Annotated in this window: 14 protein-coding genes; 10 read left to right on the top strand and 4 right to left on the bottom strand. The window is 33.2% G+C overall.

The genetic code is table 11. From position 1 onward, the window contains the following. Positions 1 to 60 precede the first annotated feature (60 nt). Positions 61 to 2,766: an aconitate hydratase AcnA gene (gene acnA / locus JMUB898_RS07625; protein ID WP_002442733.1), complete on the top strand. Its 2,706-nt coding sequence runs from the start codon at positions 61 to 63 to the stop codon at positions 2,764 to 2,766. Positions 2,767 to 2,899: 133 nt separating this feature from the next. Next, positions 2,900 to 3,367 carry a 1,4-dihydroxy-2-naphthoyl-CoA hydrolase MenI gene (gene menI, locus JMUB898_RS07620; RefSeq protein WP_037541430.1) on the top strand — a complete coding sequence of 156 codons (468 nt, stop codon included), beginning with the start codon at positions 2,900 to 2,902 and terminating at the stop codon, positions 3,365 to 3,367. 47 nt (positions 3,368 to 3,414) lie between these two features. Here the strand turns inward: menI and JMUB898_RS07615 are convergent, their stop codons facing one another. Then, positions 3,415 to 3,711, bottom strand: coding sequence for a HesB/YadR/YfhF family protein (locus JMUB898_RS07615; RefSeq protein ID WP_002442736.1), 297 nt, complete (start codon positions 3,709 to 3,711; stop codon positions 3,415 to 3,417). A 204-nt stretch (positions 3,712 to 3,915) separates the two neighbouring features. Further along, a complete protein-coding gene (plsY, locus tag JMUB898_RS07610) occupies positions 3,916 to 4,524 on the bottom strand; it encodes a glycerol-3-phosphate 1-O-acyltransferase PlsY (RefSeq protein WP_002442738.1) in 609 nt (202 codons plus the stop codon). A 208-nt stretch (positions 4,525 to 4,732) separates the two neighbouring features. Between plsY and parE the strand changes: the two genes are divergently transcribed. The 6 genes from parE (at position 4,733) to mprF (ending at position 16,063) form a co-directional block, all read left to right on the top strand. Next, positions 4,733 to 6,727 carry a DNA topoisomerase IV subunit B gene (parE, locus tag JMUB898_RS07605; RefSeq protein WP_044466340.1) on the top strand — a complete coding sequence of 665 codons (1,995 nt, stop codon included), beginning with the start codon at positions 4,733 to 4,735 and terminating at the stop codon, positions 6,725 to 6,727. After that, the gene (gene parC / locus JMUB898_RS07600; RefSeq protein WP_126514792.1) at positions 6,724 to 9,126 is read left to right on the top strand and encodes a DNA topoisomerase IV subunit A; all 2,403 of its coding nucleotides are present in this window, start codon (positions 6,724 to 6,726) and stop codon (positions 9,124 to 9,126) included. Before parE ends, parC begins: the two co-directional genes overlap by 4 nt. 216 nt (positions 9,127 to 9,342) lie before the next feature. Further along, complete coding sequence (locus JMUB898_RS07595) at positions 9,343 to 10,806, top strand: glutamine transporter AlsT (protein ID WP_002442744.1); 1,464 nt, start codon at positions 9,343 to 9,345, stop codon at positions 10,804 to 10,806. Positions 10,807 to 10,993: 187 nt separating this feature from the next. Further along, positions 10,994 to 11,845 (top strand): glucose PTS transporter transcription antiterminator GlcT, encoded by an 852-nt coding sequence (gene glcT / locus JMUB898_RS07590; protein WP_126501968.1) that lies wholly within the window; start codon positions 10,994 to 10,996, stop codon positions 11,843 to 11,845. 162 nt (positions 11,846 to 12,007) lie between these two features. Then, complete coding sequence (locus JMUB898_RS07585) at positions 12,008 to 13,222, top strand: AI-2E family transporter (protein ID WP_002442748.1); 1,215 nt, start codon at positions 12,008 to 12,010, stop codon at positions 13,220 to 13,222. A gap of 318 nt (positions 13,223 to 13,540) precedes the next feature. Further along, positions 13,541 to 16,063 carry a bifunctional lysylphosphatidylglycerol flippase/synthetase MprF gene (gene mprF, locus JMUB898_RS07580; protein WP_002442749.1) on the top strand — a complete coding sequence of 841 codons (2,523 nt, stop codon included), beginning with the start codon at positions 13,541 to 13,543 and terminating at the stop codon, positions 16,061 to 16,063. Positions 16,064 to 16,114: 51 nt separating this feature from the next. Here the strand turns inward: mprF and msrA are convergent, their stop codons facing one another. Continuing rightward, the gene (gene msrA / locus JMUB898_RS07575) at positions 16,115 to 16,618 is read right to left on the bottom strand and encodes a peptide-methionine (S)-S-oxide reductase MsrA (RefSeq protein ID WP_037541434.1); all 504 of its coding nucleotides are present in this window, start codon (positions 16,616 to 16,618) and stop codon (positions 16,115 to 16,117) included. A gap of 136 nt (positions 16,619 to 16,754) precedes the next feature. Here msrA and JMUB898_RS07570 point away from each other — a divergent pair, with 136 nt between their 5' ends. Continuing rightward, complete coding sequence (locus tag JMUB898_RS07570) at positions 16,755 to 17,747, top strand: LCP family protein (protein WP_002442751.1); 993 nt, start codon at positions 16,755 to 16,757, stop codon at positions 17,745 to 17,747. Positions 17,748 to 17,843: 96 nt separating this feature from the next. Here JMUB898_RS07570 and JMUB898_RS07565 read toward each other — a convergent pair whose 3' ends face one another. Beyond that, a complete protein-coding gene (locus tag JMUB898_RS07565) occupies positions 17,844 to 18,029 on the bottom strand; it encodes a 2-hydroxymuconate tautomerase (RefSeq protein WP_037541435.1) in 186 nt (61 codons plus the stop codon). A gap of 157 nt (positions 18,030 to 18,186) precedes the next feature. Between JMUB898_RS07565 and JMUB898_RS07560 the strand changes: the two genes are divergently transcribed. Further along, a complete protein-coding gene (locus JMUB898_RS07560; RefSeq protein WP_044466273.1) occupies positions 18,187 to 19,449 on the top strand; it encodes a Y-family DNA polymerase in 1,263 nt (420 codons plus the stop codon). Positions 19,450 to 19,527: the final 78 nt, after the last annotated feature.

Genomic DNA, 19,527 nt, shown 5'->3' with positions numbered 1-19,527 from the left:
ATAATAATACAATTTAATTAACGGAATATAAATATATAGAAATATCAAGGGGGATATTAAATGGCTTCTAATTTTAAAGAACAAGCAAAGAAACATTTCCAATTAAATGGCCAGTCATACACTTACTATGATTTAAAGACATTAGAAGAAAAAGGTTTAACTAAAATTTCAAAATTACCTTACTCAATTCGTGTTTTGTTAGAATCTGTATTACGTCAAGAAGACGACTTTGTAATTACTGACGATCACATTAAATCATTAAGTGAATTTGGTAAAGAAGGTAACGAAGGTGAGGTACCTTTCAAACCATCTCGAGTAATCTTGCAAGACTTTACAGGGGTGCCAGCAGTAGTAGATTTGGCATCATTACGTAAAGCTATGAATGATGTGGGTGGAGATATTAATAAAATTAACCCTGAAGTACCAGTTGATTTAGTTATTGACCATTCAGTACAAGTAGATAGCTATGCAAACCCTGATGCTTTAGAACGAAATATGAAATTAGAATTTGAACGTAACTATGAACGTTATCAATTTTTAAACTGGGCTACTAAAGCTTTTGATAATTATAACGCTGTACCACCTGCAACAGGTATCGTACACCAAGTAAACTTAGAGTATTTAGCTAATGTTGTCCACGTGCGTGACGTTGATGGTGAACAAACTGCATTCCCAGATACTTTAGTAGGTACTGACTCTCATACTACAATGATCAATGGTATCGGCGTATTAGGTTGGGGTGTTGGTGGTATCGAAGCTGAAGCTGGTATGTTAGGTCAACCATCTTACTTCCCAATTCCAGAAGTAATCGGTGTACGTTTAACTAATTCTTTACCACAAGGTTCTACAGCAACTGACTTAGCTTTACGTGTTACTGAAGAGTTACGTAAAAAAGGTGTTGTCGGTAAATTTGTAGAATTCTTCGGTCCTGGTGTACAACATTTACCATTAGCTGACCGTGCTACAATTGCTAACATGGCGCCTGAGTATGGTGCAACTTGTGGTTTCTTCCCAGTAGATGAAGAATCACTTAAATACATGAAATTAACTGGTCGTAAAGATGACCATATTGAATTAGTTAAAGAATATTTACAACAAAATAATATGTTCTTTGATGTTGAAAAAGAAGACCCAGAATATACTGATGTTATTGACTTAGATTTATCTACAGTTGAAGCTTCATTATCTGGTCCTAAACGTCCTCAAGATTTAATTTTCTTAAGTGACATGAAGACTGAATTTGAAAAATCTGTTACTGCTCCTGCAGGCAACCAAGGTCATGGTTTAGATGACAGTGAATTTGATAAAAAAGCAGAAATTAAATTCAATGATGGTTCAACTTCAACAATGAAAACTGGTGACATTGCAATTGCTGCAATTACATCTTGTACAAATACGTCTAACCCTTACGTTATGTTAGGTGCAGGTTTAGTTGCTAAAAAGGCAGTTGAAAAAGGTCTTAAAGTACCTGAATTCGTTAAAACTTCATTAGCACCAGGTTCAAAAGTTGTTACAGGTTATTTAAGAGATTCTGGCTTACAAGAATACTTAGATGATTTAGGATTCAACCTAGTAGGTTATGGCTGTACTACATGTATCGGTAACTCAGGTCCTTTATTACCAGAAATTGAAAAAGCAGTTGCGGACGAAGATTTATTAGTAACTTCAGTATTATCTGGTAACCGTAACTTCGAAGGTCGTATCCATCCATTAGTAAAAGCTAACTACTTAGCTTCACCTCAATTGGTTGTTGCTTATGCATTAGCTGGTACGGTAGATATCGATTTACAAAATGAACCAATTGGAAAAGGTAAAGATGGAGAAGATGTTTATTTACAAGATATCTGGCCTTCAATTAAAGAAGTTTCAGATACTGTTGATAGTGTCGTTACTCCAGAATTATTCTTAGAAGAATACAAAAATGTATATAATAATAATGAAATGTGGAATGAAATCGATGTTACTGATGAACCATTATATGATTTCGATCCAAATTCAACATACATTCAAAATCCAACATTCTTCCAAGGTTTATCTAAAGAACCAGGAACTATTGAACCACTTAAAGACTTACGTGTGATGGGTAAATTTGGTGATTCAGTTACAACTGACCATATTTCTCCAGCAGGTGCTATCGGTAAAGATACACCAGCAGGTAAATACCTATTAGATCATGATGTACCTATTCGTGACTTTAACTCATATGGTTCACGTCGTGGTAACCACGAAGTAATGGTAAGAGGTACATTTGCAAATATTCGTATTAAAAACCAATTAGCTCCAGGTACTGAAGGTGGCTTCACAACTTATTGGCCAACTGAAGAAATTATGCCTATATATGATGCTGCAATGAAATATAAAGAAGATGGTACTGGATTAGCTGTATTAGCAGGTAATGATTATGGTATGGGATCTTCTCGTGACTGGGCAGCTAAAGGTACTAACTTATTAGGTGTTAAAACTGTTATTGCTCAAAGTTACGAACGTATTCACCGTTCAAACTTAGTAATGATGGGTGTTTTACCATTACAATTCCAACAAGGTGATTCTGCAGAGTCATTAGGTTTAGATGGTAAAGAAGAAATCTCAGTCGATATTACTGAAGATGTTCAACCACATGACTTAGTTAAAGTTCATGCTAAAAAAGAAAATGGCGATGTTGTAGACTTTGAAGCTATCGTACGTTTCGACTCATTAGTAGAATTAGATTACTATCGTCATGGTGGTATCTTACAAATGGTACTAAGAAATAAATTAGCACAATAATCTTATTTCATAATAATTTAAGTATGTGTTAAGTTGAACCACTTGCCGTGTTAACGTTTATGTTGGCACGGCTTCTTTGTGTTATGCTTACAATATAACTAAGAAACAAAAGCTGAAAGAAGGACTTATTAATATGATTTATAGTTTGACTGAAATTGAAGCGAGGTACCAAGAAACAGATAAAATGGGAGTTATTTATCATGGGAACTATGCTACATGGTTTGAGGTTGCTCGAACAGACTACATAAGAAAACTGGGATTTAGCTATGCTGATATGGAGAAAGAAGGTATCATTTCTCCTGTAACTGATTTAAATATCAAGTATAAGAAATCTATTTTTTATCCTGAAAAAGTAACGATTAAAACGTGGGTTGAAAAGTATTCAAGACTACGTTCTTTATATTGTTATGAGGTTTACAATGAAAAAGGTGAACTGGCAACTACAGGATCAACTGAATTAATTTGTATGAAAGCTGATAATTTTAGACCTATTCGTCTAGATCGTTATTTCCCTGAATGGCATGAAACTTATAGTAAAGTTTCCGAATTAAATCAAGAAGGTAAAGATGCAGAAGTAAAACATGGCATCGAAAATTTATAAATATTAAATTGACCCGCTTCTGGGTGATTCAAAAGCGGGTCGTTTTTTTACTTTTTACTATATGATATTTCATCTTCATGATTCACAACATCTACCTTGATTTCATCATCTTGGAAGTACCATAAGTCTTTTTCAGCTACAACAACATTTAAACCATTGTAGCTCTTTTCAAAACCTATTTCTATATCTTCTCGTTGCTCGACATTAAACGCAGGGCTAAATCCTTGTTTAAGTTGAAATTCTCCACCATATCTTACATAAAATTGAAGTACTTTATTAGCTTCTGGCAAATCAAGTTCATCTTTGAACCAATTAACCGCTTCATCTGTAAGTTCAATATTCATTTTTTCACCCCTTCAGTATTAATTATATTTAAAATGTAATTTAAATTCTTAATAATATTCGCATTATAGCACATCACAAATGTAAAGATAATTTATACAGCCTACAAGCGTATTAAAAAACACTGAGTTTAGCCGTTCTATAATTTTTGAAAATAAAAACACTAGAAGTAAGTATACCTCTAGTGTTGAATTTCAAATTTTAAGTTACATCCATTTAATTTTAGGTTCTTCACCTTTAAAAATTCTAACAATATTTGTTCTATGTCGAATAATGAGTATAATTGATACAAGTCCACTCATTCCGAGCAATATATAGTCATGTATAATAAGAGAGCCGATGACACAGCTAATAGCAGCGATAATGCTAGATAATGAAACATATTTGAATATCTTCAAAACACTGAAAAATATAATTGCTAAGACTAAGAGTAGAATTGGATTAACGCCAAGTACTACTCCAGCACTTGTAGCTACAGCCTTGCCACCATTAAATTTAAGGTAGATAGGGTACACATGGCCTAAAATTGCAAATAACCCTACAATCAACCCGTTAGTGAAGAAAGTACTAATCACTCCGTCCGCATGTACTGGGAACCATAATGGGAAAAAGACTGTAATAAATCCTTTGAAAATATCTAGAAATGTTACTACAAAACCAGCTGGCCTCCCTAAAACACGAAAGCTATTTGTTGCTCCAGTGTTGCCACTCCCATATTGTCTAATATCCTTTTTAAAGAATAACTTTCCAATTACTAATCCACTTGGAAATGCACCGATAAGATAACTTAAAACTAACATGACGACAATCATCATAAAACTTACACATCCTTTAGTGACTTAGCTTCATTTTACCATATTCATAAACAATTAGAACATTGATAATTCAATTTATTGAATTACTGCAATCAAAACAACTTGATTATATAAATGATACTTGCAATTTAAGCCAATTTATATAAGAATAACTATTGTATAGTTTTAAAAACGAACGTACGTTTGTAGGAGGGCGAAATCATTGGCAATGAATAAACAAAATACTTATTCAGATGATTCTATACAGGTGCTTGAAGGCCTTGAGGCTGTTAGAAAGAGACCTGGTATGTACATAGGATCAACTGATAAACGTGGATTACATCATCTCGTATATGAAGTTGTCGATAACTCCGTCGATGAAGTATTAAACGGTTATGGTGATGAAATTACTGTAACTATTAATAAAGATGACAGTATTTCAATTGAAGATAATGGACGTGGGATGCCTACAGGTATCCATGCCTCTGGTAAACCAACTGTTGAAGTCATTTTCACGATTTTGCATGCTGGGGGTAAATTTGGTCAAGGCGGCTACAAAACATCAGGTGGTCTTCATGGTGTAGGTGCCTCAGTTGTTAATGCCTTGAGTGAATGGTTAGAAGTTGAAATACATAGAGATGGAAATATTTATACTCAAAGTTTTAAAGATGGTGGAATGCCTGCGACAGGTTTGAATAAAAAAGGAAAAACTAAAAAGACGGGTACGAAAGTCACTTTTAAACCTGATCCAGAGATATTTAAGGCGACAACGTCATTTAATTTTGATGTTTTAAGTGAACGCTTACAAGAATCTGCGTTTTTATTAAAAAATTTAAAAATCACGCTTACTGATTTACGTAGTGGTAAAGAACGTGAAGAAGTTTACCATTACGAAGAAGGTATTAAAGAATTTGTTAGTTATGTCAATGAAGGTAAAGAAGTACTACATGACGTTACTACTTTTTCAGGATTAGCGAACAATATTGAAGTAGATGTTGCTTTCCAGTATAACGATCAATATTCTGAGAGTATTCTAAGTTTCGTAAATAACGTTCGTACGAAAGACGGCGGAACACATGAAGTTGGGTTTAAAACTGCGATGACACGTGTGTTCAACGACTACGCGCGTCGTATTAATGAATTAAAAGAAAAAGATAAAAACTTAGATGGTAATGATATACGTGAAGGATTGACTGCAATCATTTCTGTACGTATCCCTGAAGAATTACTACAGTTTGAAGGCCAAACTAAATCTAAATTAGGTACTTCTGAAGCTAGAAGTGCTGTTGATTCAGTTGTATCTGAGAAATTGCCATTCTACTTAGAGGAAAAAGGACAACTTTCTAAATCATTAGTTAAAAAAGCTATTAAAGCGCAACAAGCTCGAGAGGCTGCACGTAAAGCACGTGAAGATGCACGTTCTGGGAAAAAGAACAAGCGCAAAGATACATTACTATCTGGTAAATTAACACCTGCTCAAAGTAAAAACACTGATAAAAATGAGCTCTATCTTGTAGAGGGCGATTCTGCTGGTGGCTCTGCTAAACTAGGGCGTGACCGTAAATTCCAAGCTATTTTACCGCTTCGTGGTAAAGTTATTAATACAGAAAAGGCACGTCTTGAAGATATCTTCAAGAATGAAGAAATTAACACAATCATTCACACAATTGGTGCTGGTGTAGGTAATGAGTTTAAAATTGAAGATAGTAATTACAATCGTATAATTATTATGACCGATGCGGATACAGATGGTGCGCACATCCAAGTATTACTATTAACATTCTTCTTTAAATACATGAAGCCACTTGTACAAGCAGGTCGTGTCTTTATAGCGTTGCCTCCTTTATATAAATTGGAAAAAGGAAAAGGTAAATCTAAAAAAGTAGAATACGCATGGACGGATGATGAATTAGAAAAATTACAAAAGCAATTGGGTAAAGGCTTTACATTACAAAGATATAAAGGTTTAGGTGAGATGAATCCGGAACAACTATGGGAAACAACAATGAACCCAGAGACGCGTACATTAATACGTGTACAGGTTGAAGATGAAGTGCGCTCATCTAAACGTGTAACGACACTAATGGGCGACAAAGTTGCACCACGTCGTGAATGGATTGAAAGCCATGTAGAGTTTGGTATGCAAGAAGATCAAAGTATCTTAGATAATAAAGAAGTTCAAGTATTAGAGAACGAAGAATATGTTGAGGAGGAAACGAATTGAGTGAGATAATTCAAGACTTGTCACTTGAAGATGTTATCGGTGACCGTTTTGGTCGTTATAGTAAATACATTATTCAAGAGCGTGCATTACCCGATGTACGAGACGGATTAAAGCCAGTACAACGTCGAATTTTATTTGCAATGTATTCAAGTGGTAATACATTTGATAAGAATTTCCGTAAAAGTGCTAAAACAGTCGGGGATGTTATTGGACAATATCACCCTCATGGCGACTCTTCAGTATATTATGCAATGGTACGTTTAAGCCAAGATTGGAAACTACGTCACGTACTTATTGAAATGCATGGTAATAACGGTAGTATTGATAACGATCCGCCTGCAGCTATGCGTTATACAGAAGCTAAATTAAGCCAGTTATCTGAAGAATTACTACGCGATATTAATAAGGAAACTGTATCTTTCATTCCAAACTATGATGATACAACTTTAGAACCAATGGTATTACCTTCAAGATTCCCGAATCTTCTAGTTAATGGTTCTACTGGTATTTCATCTGGTTATGCTACAGATATTCCACCTCATAATTTAGCAGAGGTCATTCAAGCTACTTTGAAATACATAGATAACCCTGATATCACTGTGAGTCAATTAATGAAATATATTAAAGGTCCTGACTTTCCTACAGGTGGCATCATACAGGGTGTTGATGGTATTAAGAAAGCTTATGAATCTGGTAAAGGTAAAATAGTCGTTCGTTCACGTGTAGATGAAGAAGAGTTAAGAAGTGGACGAAAGCAACTTATTGTTACTGAAATACCTTATGAAGTAAATAAAAGTAGTTTAGTTAAACGCATTGATGAACTTCGTGCAGATAAAAAAGTTGACGGTATTGTAGAAGTTCGAGATGAAACAGATAGAACTGGTTTACGTATTGCTATCGAATTGAAGAAAGATGTAAATAGTGAATCGATTAAAAACTATTTATATAAAAATTCTGATCTTCAAATTTCTTATAATTTCAATATGGTCGCTATTAGTGATGGTAGACCTAAATTAATGGGATTACGAGAAATTATTGAAAGCTATTTAAATCATCAAATAGAAGTTGTCACTAATCGAACTCGTTATGATTTAGATCATGCAGAAAAACGTATGCATATCGTTGAAGGTTTAATGAAAGCTTTATCTATTTTAGACGAAGTGATTGCTTTAATTCGTAATTCTAAGAACAAAAAAGATGCTAAAGATAATTTAGTCGCTGAGTTTGATTTTACTGAAGCACAAGCAGAAGCCATCGTCATGCTACAATTGTATAGATTAACTAATACGGATATCGTGGCACTAGAAGAAGAACATGACGAATTAGAAGCATTAATTAAAAAATTAAGAAATATTTTAGATGACCATGACGCGTTATTAACAGTTATCAAAGACGAACTCAATGAGATTAAGAAAAAATTCAAAGTAGATCGTTTATCAGCAATTGAAGCTGAGATTTCTGAAATTAAAATCGATAAAGAGGTTATGGTTCCTAGTGAGGAAGTCATTTTAAGTATTACTCGTCACGGTTATATCAAACGTACATCTACTCGTAGTTTTAACGCGAGCGGTGTGACTGAAATTGGATTAAAAGACGGAGACAGATTGTTAAAATATCAAGAAGTAAATACTCAAGATACAGTATTAGTATTTACTAACAAAGGACGTTATCTATTTATTCCAGTACACAAGTTAGCTGATATTCGTTGGAAAGAATTAGGTCAACACGTTTCACAAATTGTTCCTATCGACGAAGATGAGCAAGTGATTAATGTTTATAATGAAAAAGATTTTAATCATGATGCTTTCTATGTAATGGCAACAAGAAATGGAATGATTAAGAAGAGTAGTGTCTCTCAATTTAAAACAACAAGATTCAATAAGCCACTTGTAGGTATGAAAGTGAAAGACAAAGATGAAATAATCAATGTGGTACGTTTAGAATCGGATCAGCTTATCACGGTAATTACTAATAAAGGTATGTCACTTACATATTCTACAGCCGAATTATCAGACACAGGTCTAAGAGCAGCAGGTGTTAAATCTATTAATCTTAAAGATGAAGATTATGTGGTGATGACTGAAGAGGTAAATGAATCTGATTCAATCATTATGGTTACACAACGTGGCGCTATTAAACGTATTAGCTATAAAGTGCTTCAAGCAGCGAAACGTGCTCAACGCGGTATTACTTTATTAAAAGAGCTGAAGAAAAATCCACACCGCATTGTCGATGCAGCTGTAGTGAGAGAAAATCAAGAAACGTACACAATTTTCTCAAATAGTAATGAAGAATCGGGCAGTATTACTGATGTTCATCTGTCTGAACAATATACGAATGGTTCATTTATCATCGATGTAGATGAATTTGGACAAGTTGTAAGTATGGTTTTAGAATAAAAAAAGTATATGCAATCGCATAATAAAATGATAAAATTATTCTTAATAATCTTAACTAAAAAATTCACAAGGGATTTATGTTTAATTTGAGGATTCAAAAAGTTAGGTATACGGTACTGATTCAGTACTAGTAAAACTTTTTTGATGATAAAAAAGTAGCATAAATCTCTTGGTGCGTTTAAGAGAATAAATTTAAGAGGATGAGAGGGATTCGATTTGCAAGATTTCGATAATTTGATTCCTGGCTGGTTTAAATCTTTTGTTCAAGTCGGGAATGATTTGATTTGGTCGCAATATCTTATTGGATTACTATTAACAGCAGGATTTTTCTTTACAATTAGTTCTAAATTTGTCCAATTAAGAATGTTGCCTGAAATGTTTAGAGCACTCACTGAGAAACCTGAGACATTAAGTAGTGGTAAAAAAGGAATATCACCTTTCCAAGCATTTGCGATTAGTGCTGGTTCACGTGTAGGTACTGGTAATATTGCCGGTGTAGCTACGGCGATCGTTTTAGGTGGACCTGGTGCAGTATTTTGGATGTGGATTATCGCATTTATTGGTGCAGCAAGTGCATTTATGGAAGCAACATTAGCACAGGTTTATAAAGTGCATGATAAAGAGGGCGGTTTCCGTGGTGGTCCAGCCTATTACATTACAAAAGGGTTGAACCAAAAATGGTTAGGTATTGTCTTTGCGACATTAATCACGGTTACATTTGCGTTTGTATTTAATACAGTGCAATCTAATACAATCGCAGAGTCTCTAAATACGCAATACCATGTGAGTCCAGTTATAACTGGTATTATCTTAGCGGTTATCACTGCTATTATCATTTTTGGTGGTGTACGAAGCATTGCAACATTATCATCACTCATCGTACCTATCATGGCAATCATTTACATAGGAATGGTACTCGTTATTTTATTATTAAATATTGATCAAATCGTTCCAATGATTGGCACTATTATTAAAAGTGCATTTGGTATACAACAAGTCACTGGTGGTGCTGTAGGTGCAGCTATACTTCAAGGGATTAAACGTGGTTTATTCTCAAATGAAGCTGGTATGGGTTCTGCGCCAAATGCTGCAGCAACAGCTGCTGTACCGCATCCAGTTAAACAAGGTTTAATTCAATCATTAGGTGTGTTCTTTGATACAATGTTAGTTTGTACAGCTACAGCCATTATGATTCTGTTATATTCTGGCTTGAAATTTGGAGAAAATGCACCTCAAGGTGTGGCTGTTACACAATCAGCACTAAATGAACATTTAGGTTCTGCTGGCGGTATTTTCTTAACAGTTGCAATTACTTTATTCGCATTCTCATCTGTAGTTGGTAACTACTATTATGGTCAATCAAACATCGAATTTTTATCTAAAAATAAAGCAGTATTATTTATCTTTAGATGTTTAGTTGTTCTTTTAGTATTTATTGGTGCAGTTGCGAAAACTGAAACGGTTTGGAGCACTGCCGACTTATTTATGGGATTAATGGCTATCGTAAATATTATTTCGATTATCGGATTATCTAATATAGCCTTCGCTGTGATGAAAGATTATCAGCAACAACGTAAAGAAGGTAAGAAACCTGTATTTAAACCTGAAAATTTAGAAATCAACTTATTTGGCATTGAATCATGGGGACAACAAGGTAAGATACCTCGTAATCACAAATAATGAAGTAAACGTAACGACTTGAGGCATTCATATGCTTATCAAGTCGTTCTTTTTGTTTAATATCGAATGATACATTTTGTTGTACAATTTCAATTTATGAATGATACATATGTGCCTTCATAAGTCGCTTTTCATTTTCAAAAAATAGCATTATAATCTTACTAATGATAATAGAAAGGTGATTATGATGAGTAGATATGAGATAACCAAAACACTAAATAACAACGTCATCATATGCACAAGTGATAATCATGAAGTTGTCTTAATTGGTAAAGGGATTGGGTTTAATAAGAAAGTGGGGATGACTTTAGATGATAGTGCCTCCATTGAAAAGGTTTATAAATTAGAACAAAAACAACAAAAAGAACACTATCAAACGTTGGTTGAAATGGGAGAAGACCACGTTGTACAAGCAGTAATTGAATCAGTTAATATTATCTCTGATGCTGCGATTAGAACTGATGATAAAAGTTTAGTTGTAGCACTCACGGATCATATTATTTTCGCATATAAAAGATTAAAACAAAACCAAGTGATTTCTAATCCTTTTGCAATAGAAACACAACATTTATATAGTGATGCTTATCAAATTGCTAAACAAGTGATTAATAATTTGAACCAGACATTAGATGTATATTTTCCTGAAGATGAAATCGGCTTTATTGCATTGCATATAGCTTCTAATTCTGAAGATTTATCCATGCATGATATATCAGTAATTAATAAATTGATAAGTAAAATTATGACAATTATTGAAACGGATTTAAATCACGAAATTGATAAAACTACAATTCAATATCAGCGTTTTATCAGACACATACAATTTTTAATTTATAGATTAACTAAAGGTGAAAATGTCGCCGCTCAGGACAATTTTATTTCTATGCTTAAGCAACTTTATCCGCAATGTTTTAATACTGCTTATAAAATATTGAAAATGATTCAAAGACAATTTGACGTCATTATAGATGAATCTGAGATTGTATATCTCGCATTACATATTTATCATTTTGAAGCACAAATAAATATCAAACGATGAATGAATGGCTCATTTATTTTACTATTTTCAAACAAATATGATTAACTTTAATTGTTTTGTGTTATGATGATTATTGTATTTTTAAACAAATTCGTTTATTAATCTAACTTAATACAAATCTCAATATCAATTGACTTATAAATGTAAGGTATGGTGAATTTAATGACAAATGAAAATAAGTCCAGTGAAAAGAAAAAACATATTTTTAGCTTTTCTGAATCAAGATTTATGAGATTTTTAGGTGGCAATGACCTTATTTACGGTTTAACTGCACTTGTGTTACTAGGTATAGTCATTTTTATCTTTGATAAAGTGTCTTATGTGTTTGAACCATTTATAATTGTTTTTAACACGATTGCTGCACCTATTATCGTTTCATTAGTCTTATTCTATTTATTTAATCCAATTGTGAATTTAATGGAACGTTATCGAATACCTAGATTACTTGGTATTACAATTATCTATGTTGCTATAGTAGGTATTATTACGTTGATAGTGAACTTACTTATTCCATTAATTGGTTCACAAGTAGAGAGTTTCATTAAGAACTCTCCACATTATTTAAGTAAGATCACTCAATCAGTAGATAAGATTACAAATAATTCACTTCTATCTGGCTATATGGGCCAAATTAATGATTGGTTAGAGTCAGCTCAGAAGAAAATTCCATCGATGTTATCAGATTACTTTGATGGCTTTGGTTCGAAACTTGCATCATTTGCAGAGGCTGTAGCAAACGTAGGCGTAGTTATAGTAACGACACCTTTCGTTTTATTCTTTATGTTAAAAGATGGTCATCGCTTCAAAGACTATACTACAAAAATTATGCCTCCAAAATTCAGAAAAGACTTCCATGATTTACTTGAAAAAATGAGCGTTCAAGTTGGTTCATATATTCAAGGACAAATTATCGTTTCATTCTGTATTGGTGTTTTATTATTTATAGGTTATTCCATTATTGGATTAAAATATGCCTTAGTTTTAGCAAGTATTGCAGCCGTAACAAGTGTTGTTCCATATCTAGGACCAACAATTGCTATTTCTCCTGCAATTGTTATCGCAATTATTACATCTCCATTAATGTTGCTTAAGTTAGCCATTGTATGGACACTTGTTCAATTCTTTGAAGGACACTTTATTTCACCTAACGTAATGGGTAAAACGTTAAAAATTCATCCATTAACAATTATATTTATCTTGCTATGTGCAGGTAACTTAATGGGTGTTGTAGGTGTTATTATTGGTATTCCATTTTATGCTGTATTAAAAGTATTAGTTTCTCATATCTTCTTACTATTTAAACGTAGATATAACCGTTATTATGGGGAAGATGCTGGGGATTATAGTATCAAACAAGAAGAAGAAATTACTGATTAGTTGTGGTGTTTAATCGAGGTTGAGACATCATTTAATATCTTAGTCTTAAAGCTGTGCAAGTTGGGAGCGGGACGACGAATATAATTTTGTTAAATTATATTTCTGTTCCGCTCTTTTTTTATTAAAATTGTGTGTCTAACAAGTTGTTTTCAAAGGATTCACTTACCTGTTTTGCATAAAATTTTCATCAAATTCATGTAATCTTACTTTGCATTACAATTCTGTTAGATACATATCTATCAATTTATATTCTATAACGGCTGGCTTTATGATATATTTTGACATGTAATAGATTTAAATTAGAATTGAAGTGAAAAAATGACGCAAGAATTAAAAAGTAAATTATTTTCCATATTAAAATTTATCTTTGCCACAGCGTTATTCATTTTTGTCATCTTCACATTGTATCGTGAGCTATCGCATATAAACTTTAAGGATACTTTGATGCAATTTGGCAAAATTAATCGAGTGTGGCTTGTTTTATTATTTGCAGGTGGCGGTGCTTCATTAATCCTCCTGTCACTGTATGACATCATTTTAGTCAAATCACTAAAATTACAAATGCCGATACCGAAAGTATTAAGAGTAAGTTATATTATCAATGCTTTAAATGCGATTGTAGGTTTCGGTGGCTTTATTGGCGCAGGGGTTAGAGCTTTCGTATATAAAAATTATACACATGATACTAAAAAGCTCGTTCACTATATTTCAATTATATTAATTTCCATGTTAACCGGACTTAGTCTCTTGTCCATATTAGTCGTTCTCCATGTATTTAATGCATCACACATGATGGATAAAATCACATGGGTACGTTGGATTTTATATATTGTGGCGTTATTCCTCCCAATATTTATTATTTATACAATTGTTAAACCAGCGGATAAGTCTAATCGCTATATGGGTGTTTATTGTACACTTGTATCTTGTATAGAGTGGATGGCGGCAGCTACAGTGCTTTACTTTGCTGCACTTATCGTTGGTATTCACGTCTCATTTATGACGTTTATTGGTATTTTCGTCATTGCTGCATTATCTGGTTTAGTCAGTTTCATTCCAGGTGGATTTGGGGCCTTCGATTTAGTTGTATTACTTGGTCTTAAATCTTTAGGCGTATCTGAAGAAAAAATACTTTTAGCTTTACTACTTTATCGATTTGCGTATTATTTTGTGCCAGTACTTATTGCACTTGTACTATCTACCTTTGAATTTGGTACAACTGCTAAGAAATATATTGAAGGTTCGAAATATTATGTTCCTGCGAAAGATTTTACGTCATTTTTAAGATCTTATCAGAAAGACATTTTAGCTAAAATACCTTCATTTTCATTAGCAACGTTAGTATTTTTAACAAGTTTAATTTTCTTTATTAATAATTTAACGATTGTTTATGACGGCTTATATGATGATAATCACTTTGCTTACTATATCACTTTAGCCATTCATACGAGTGCTTGTTTATTACTTATCTTGAACGTGAGAGGTATTTTTAAACAGAGTCGACGTGCGATTATCTTTGCGATGATTTCTATTATATTAATTGTTGCAGCTACAATTTACACGTATGCGTCGTTCTTATTATTAACTTGGCTTGTGCTTATTTTTGTATTATTAGTTTTAGCTTATCGTCGTGCGCAAGTCCTTAAACGACCTTTCCGTTTCAGAAAGTTAGTTTTAATGCTAGTAGTGAGTGTAATTGTTTTATATTTAAATCATTTTCTAATTGCAGAAACACTCTATGCATTAGATATTTATCACATAGAAGTAGATACGTCGTTATTAAGATATTACTTCTGGATTACGATTTTAATTGTAATTCTCATTGTTGGTTTAATTGCGTGGCTTTTCGATTATAAATTCGAGCGACCTCATCGTATGACTGATGTATCAATTTGTGAGTCGATTATTCATGAATATGGTGGAAATTATTTGAGTCATCTTGTTTATAGTGGAGATAAAGATTGTTTTATCGATGAAAATGAAAAAGCATTTCTTATGTACCGTTATAAATCCAATACTTTAGTAGTACTAGGCGATCCAATTGGAGATCCCAACACATTTGAATCTTTATTGGAAAAATTTTATCAATTTGCTGAATATCGTGGTTACAATATTATTTTCTATCAAATTAGTGATCGTCACATGCCACTTTATCACAATTTTGGAAATCAATTTTTCAAATTGGGAGAGGAAGCAATTATTGATTTAACCACTTTCACGACTTCTGGTAAAAAACGTCGAGGCTTTAGGGCAACTTTAAACAAAATTGAAGATTTAAATATCTCTTTTGAAATTATTGAACCACCGTTCTCACAAGATTTCTTTAATGAACTTAAATATGTCAGTGATAGATGGTTAGATGGACGAGATGAAATGCATTTTTCTGTAGGACAATTTACACAACCTTATCTCTCTAAAGCGCCAATTGGTGTCATGCGAGATCAATATGGTAAGATGATTGCATTTTGTAGTCTGATGCCGACACATTTCAACGATGCTATTTCTGTGGATTTAATTAGATGGCTTCCTGAACTTGATCTGCCTCTAATGGACGGACTTTATCTTCATATGTTGTTATGGGGTCAAGAAAAGGGATATAAAGCGTTTAATATGGGAATGGCTACACTTTCAAATGTGGGGCAATTACATTACTCTTATTTAAGAGAACGTCTAGCAGGACGAGTGTTCGAACATTTCAATGGATTATATCGATTCCAAGGTTTAAGACGTTATAAGGAAAAGTATGGACCTAACTGGGAACCAAGATTTTTAGTTTATCGAAAGGATAGTTCCTTGTGGGAAAGTATGTTAAAAGTTATGAGAGTCATTAGACATAAATAAAACAATAGCGATTGTAGTGAATTTGTTTATTCATTACAATCGCTATTTATCTTATTTATAGTAATTTGCTCTATCTTGTTGTTCTTTTGCATAGCGTTCGGGATTCTTTTTATAGAAATCTTGATGGTATGCTTCTGCTTCGTAGAATGTTGAAGCGGGTAAGATTCGAGTCGCTATCGCTTTGTCGGCGTTTAAACTGTCTTGAAGTTTTTCAATATACTCCTCAGCTGATTTCTTTTGATCTTTATTGGAATAGAAGATAGCTGTTTGATATTGAGAACCTCTATCTTGAAATTGTCCACCTTCATCTAATGGATTAATAACGGAAAAGAATATTTCTAATAGTTTATGATATGAAAAAAGAGCTACATCATATTCTATTTTTACTGTTTCTAAGTGGCCAGTAGTACCGGTTTTTACTTCTTCGTATGTAGGATTCTCAGTATGTCCACCCATATAACCAGAAGTGACCTTTTCAATACCATCAAATGTGTCAAAAGGTTTAGTCATACACCAAAAACAGCCACCAGCAAAGTATGCCGTATTAATGTTCATTTGTGACATCCTTTCATTGGACCTTAGTACCATTTGTTAAAAAAACTCTTGCAATTTGAATACTTTTTCTATAACGTTAATACATATTAATTATAGTATATAGGTATGTAATTTTGAAGATATAAGGTAGGTAAATATGACACAACAGAAGGATAATAGAGAAACAGAGTATCGACGTCACACAGGCACAACATCGACACCTTCTAGGCGACGAAAGAACAAACGACTACGCAAATTACCTTTTATCATTTTAATTTTCCTCATCATTCTTATTGCACTCATTGTATATATCGTACATCAATACAATAGTGGTATGAAATATGCTAAAGAACATGCAAAAGATGTCAAGGTGCATAAATTTAATGGCGCCGTAAAAAATGATGGTAAGATTTCTGTGCTTGTACTTGGTGCGGATAAAGCACAAGGCGGGAAATCTCGTACTGACTCAATCATGGTCATGCAATATGATTATGTAAATAAAAAAATGAAAATGATGTCTGTTATGAGAGACATTTATGCAGATATTCCGGGATATGACAAATATAAGATTAACGCTGCTTACTCACTGGGTGGCCCTGAACTATTAAGAAAAACACTTAATAAAAATTTAGGTATCAATCCTGAATATTATGCAGTTGTAGATTTTACCGGATTTGAAAAAATGATTGATGAATTAGAACCTAATGGTGTTCCTATGGATGTAGAAAAGGATATGTCTGCCAATATAGGAGTATCATTGAAAAAAGGACATCATAGATTAAATGGTAAAGAGTTATTAGGTTATGCAAGATTCCGTCATGACGCAGAAGGCGATTTCGGTCGTGTTCGACGCCAGCAACAAGTAATGCAAACTTTAAAACAAGAGTTAGTGAATTTTAATACAGTTGCAAAACTGCCGAAAGTTGCAGGTATTTTGAGAGGTTATGTTAATACGGACATGCCTAATTCAGCTATTTTCCAAACTGGATTAAGTTTTGGTATTCGAGGAGATAAAGATGTTAAATCTTTAACAGTGCCTGTTAAGAATACGTATCAAGATATTAATACGAATAATGACGGAAGTGCACTGCAAATCGATAAAGAGAAGAACAAAAAAGCAATCCAAGAGTTCTTTGATGATAATAACTAAGATGATGAGAAAAATAAATAATTGATAAAAATTAATTTAATCCCTGAGACCGAAGTAGATATGATAACCTGCTTCGTGTTTCAGGGATTTTGCGTTTTATTGATCAGATTTTCTTACTCCGCCAACTGCATAGTGACTCTTTTCCATTTCTTCAATGACCACATGTATCGCTTCTTTGTTTGCTCCCGTTGTTTTCTCAACAGCATGAGTCACTTCAGTCACTAAATTTTTTAATTGTTCATCTGTACGTCCTTCTAATAATTTCACGTTGATGATAGGCATATATAACATCCTCCTTAATGAATTGAAATGTTCTTCTTTAGTATAGCATGAAAGTTATCTGAAGGTTTGCTCATAATAAAACAGAACATTTGTTCCTATTTTTATTGAATGAGAACTCACGTTCGTATATAATGGATTTTGTAAGGGAGGCGTAGTTATGTATGACTATAATCTATTAGAGGATAGAGATGTATTATGTATTGATCAGAAAAGCTTTTTTGCGAGTGTTTCGTGTATGGAAAAGGGGTTAGATCCTTTAGAAACGAAATTGGCAGTCGTAGCCGATACTAAAAGACAAGGTTCAGTGGTATTAGCAGCGACACCAAAATTGAAGGAAATTGGGATTAAAACAGGCTCAAGACTTTTTGAAATACCACATCGTAGTGATATTTATATTATTAATCCAAGTATGAGAAAATATTTGAATGTTTCTGTTGCTATTTCGAAAATTGCTTTACGTTATGTGCCACCCGAAGATTTACATCAATATAGTATTGACGAATTCTTTATGGACATTACTGATAGTTATCATAGATTTAGTTCCACGGTTTATGCATTTTGTGAAAGATTAAAAAAAGAAATATTAGAAGAGACAGGTATTCATTGTACTGTTGGGATAGGCTCCAACATGCTATTGAGCAAGGTAGCTATGGATATAGAGGCAAAGCATACCAAAGATGGAATTGCGGAGTGGCGCTATCAAGATGTACCTGAAAAGTTATGGCCAATTCAACCTTTAAGAGATTTCTGGGGAATTAATAGACGTACGGAGGCAAAGTTGAACAAAAGGGGCATATTTACGATTGGAGATTTAGCAAAATATCCATATCGCTATTTGAAACGAGATTTTGGTGTGTTAGGCGTAGATATGCATTTACATGCTAATGGTATTGATCAAAGCAAAGTAAGAGAAAAATATAAAGTTACAAACCCTTCAATATGTAAAAGTCAAATTTTAATGAGAGATTATCAATTTGAAGAATCGAAAGTAGTCATGCAAGAACTTATTGAAGATGTAGCAAGTCGTTTAAGAGCACAAAAAAAATTAGCACGTACAATTCATTTTTCCTTTGGTTATGCTGATGAAGGAGGCGTACACAAACAATATACTTTGGAAGATCCTACAAATTTAGAAAGGGATATTTTCAAGGTGGTTAATTATTTTGCCAATCGATTATGTGATAAAAATGCACTTTATAGAACGTTAAGTATATCTTTGACACAATTTGTTGATGAGCAAGATCGCCAACTTAATTTATTTATCGACGAATATGAACGCAAAAGAGATGAAAAACTTGCTAAAACAATTGACCATTTACATTTGAAGTATGGCAAAGGTATTGTTTCTAAAGCTACTTCCTATACTGAAGCTGGAACAAAGCATGGTCGATTAGGTCTCATGGCTGGACATAAAATGTAGGTGATGAATAATAGAGACATTAAAAAATCCCCTAAAAATAGTTGCAAGCAAAAAGTTCTGCAATATTTTAGGGGATAA

It is taken from the genome of Staphylococcus caprae (genome assembly GCF_003966625.1).
In the GTDB taxonomy this organism is placed as follows: Bacteria; Bacillota; Bacilli; order Staphylococcales; family Staphylococcaceae; genus Staphylococcus; species Staphylococcus caprae.
Note: the sequence above shows the minus strand (reverse complement) of the source record. Positions and strands in the feature narration are given on the sequence as shown.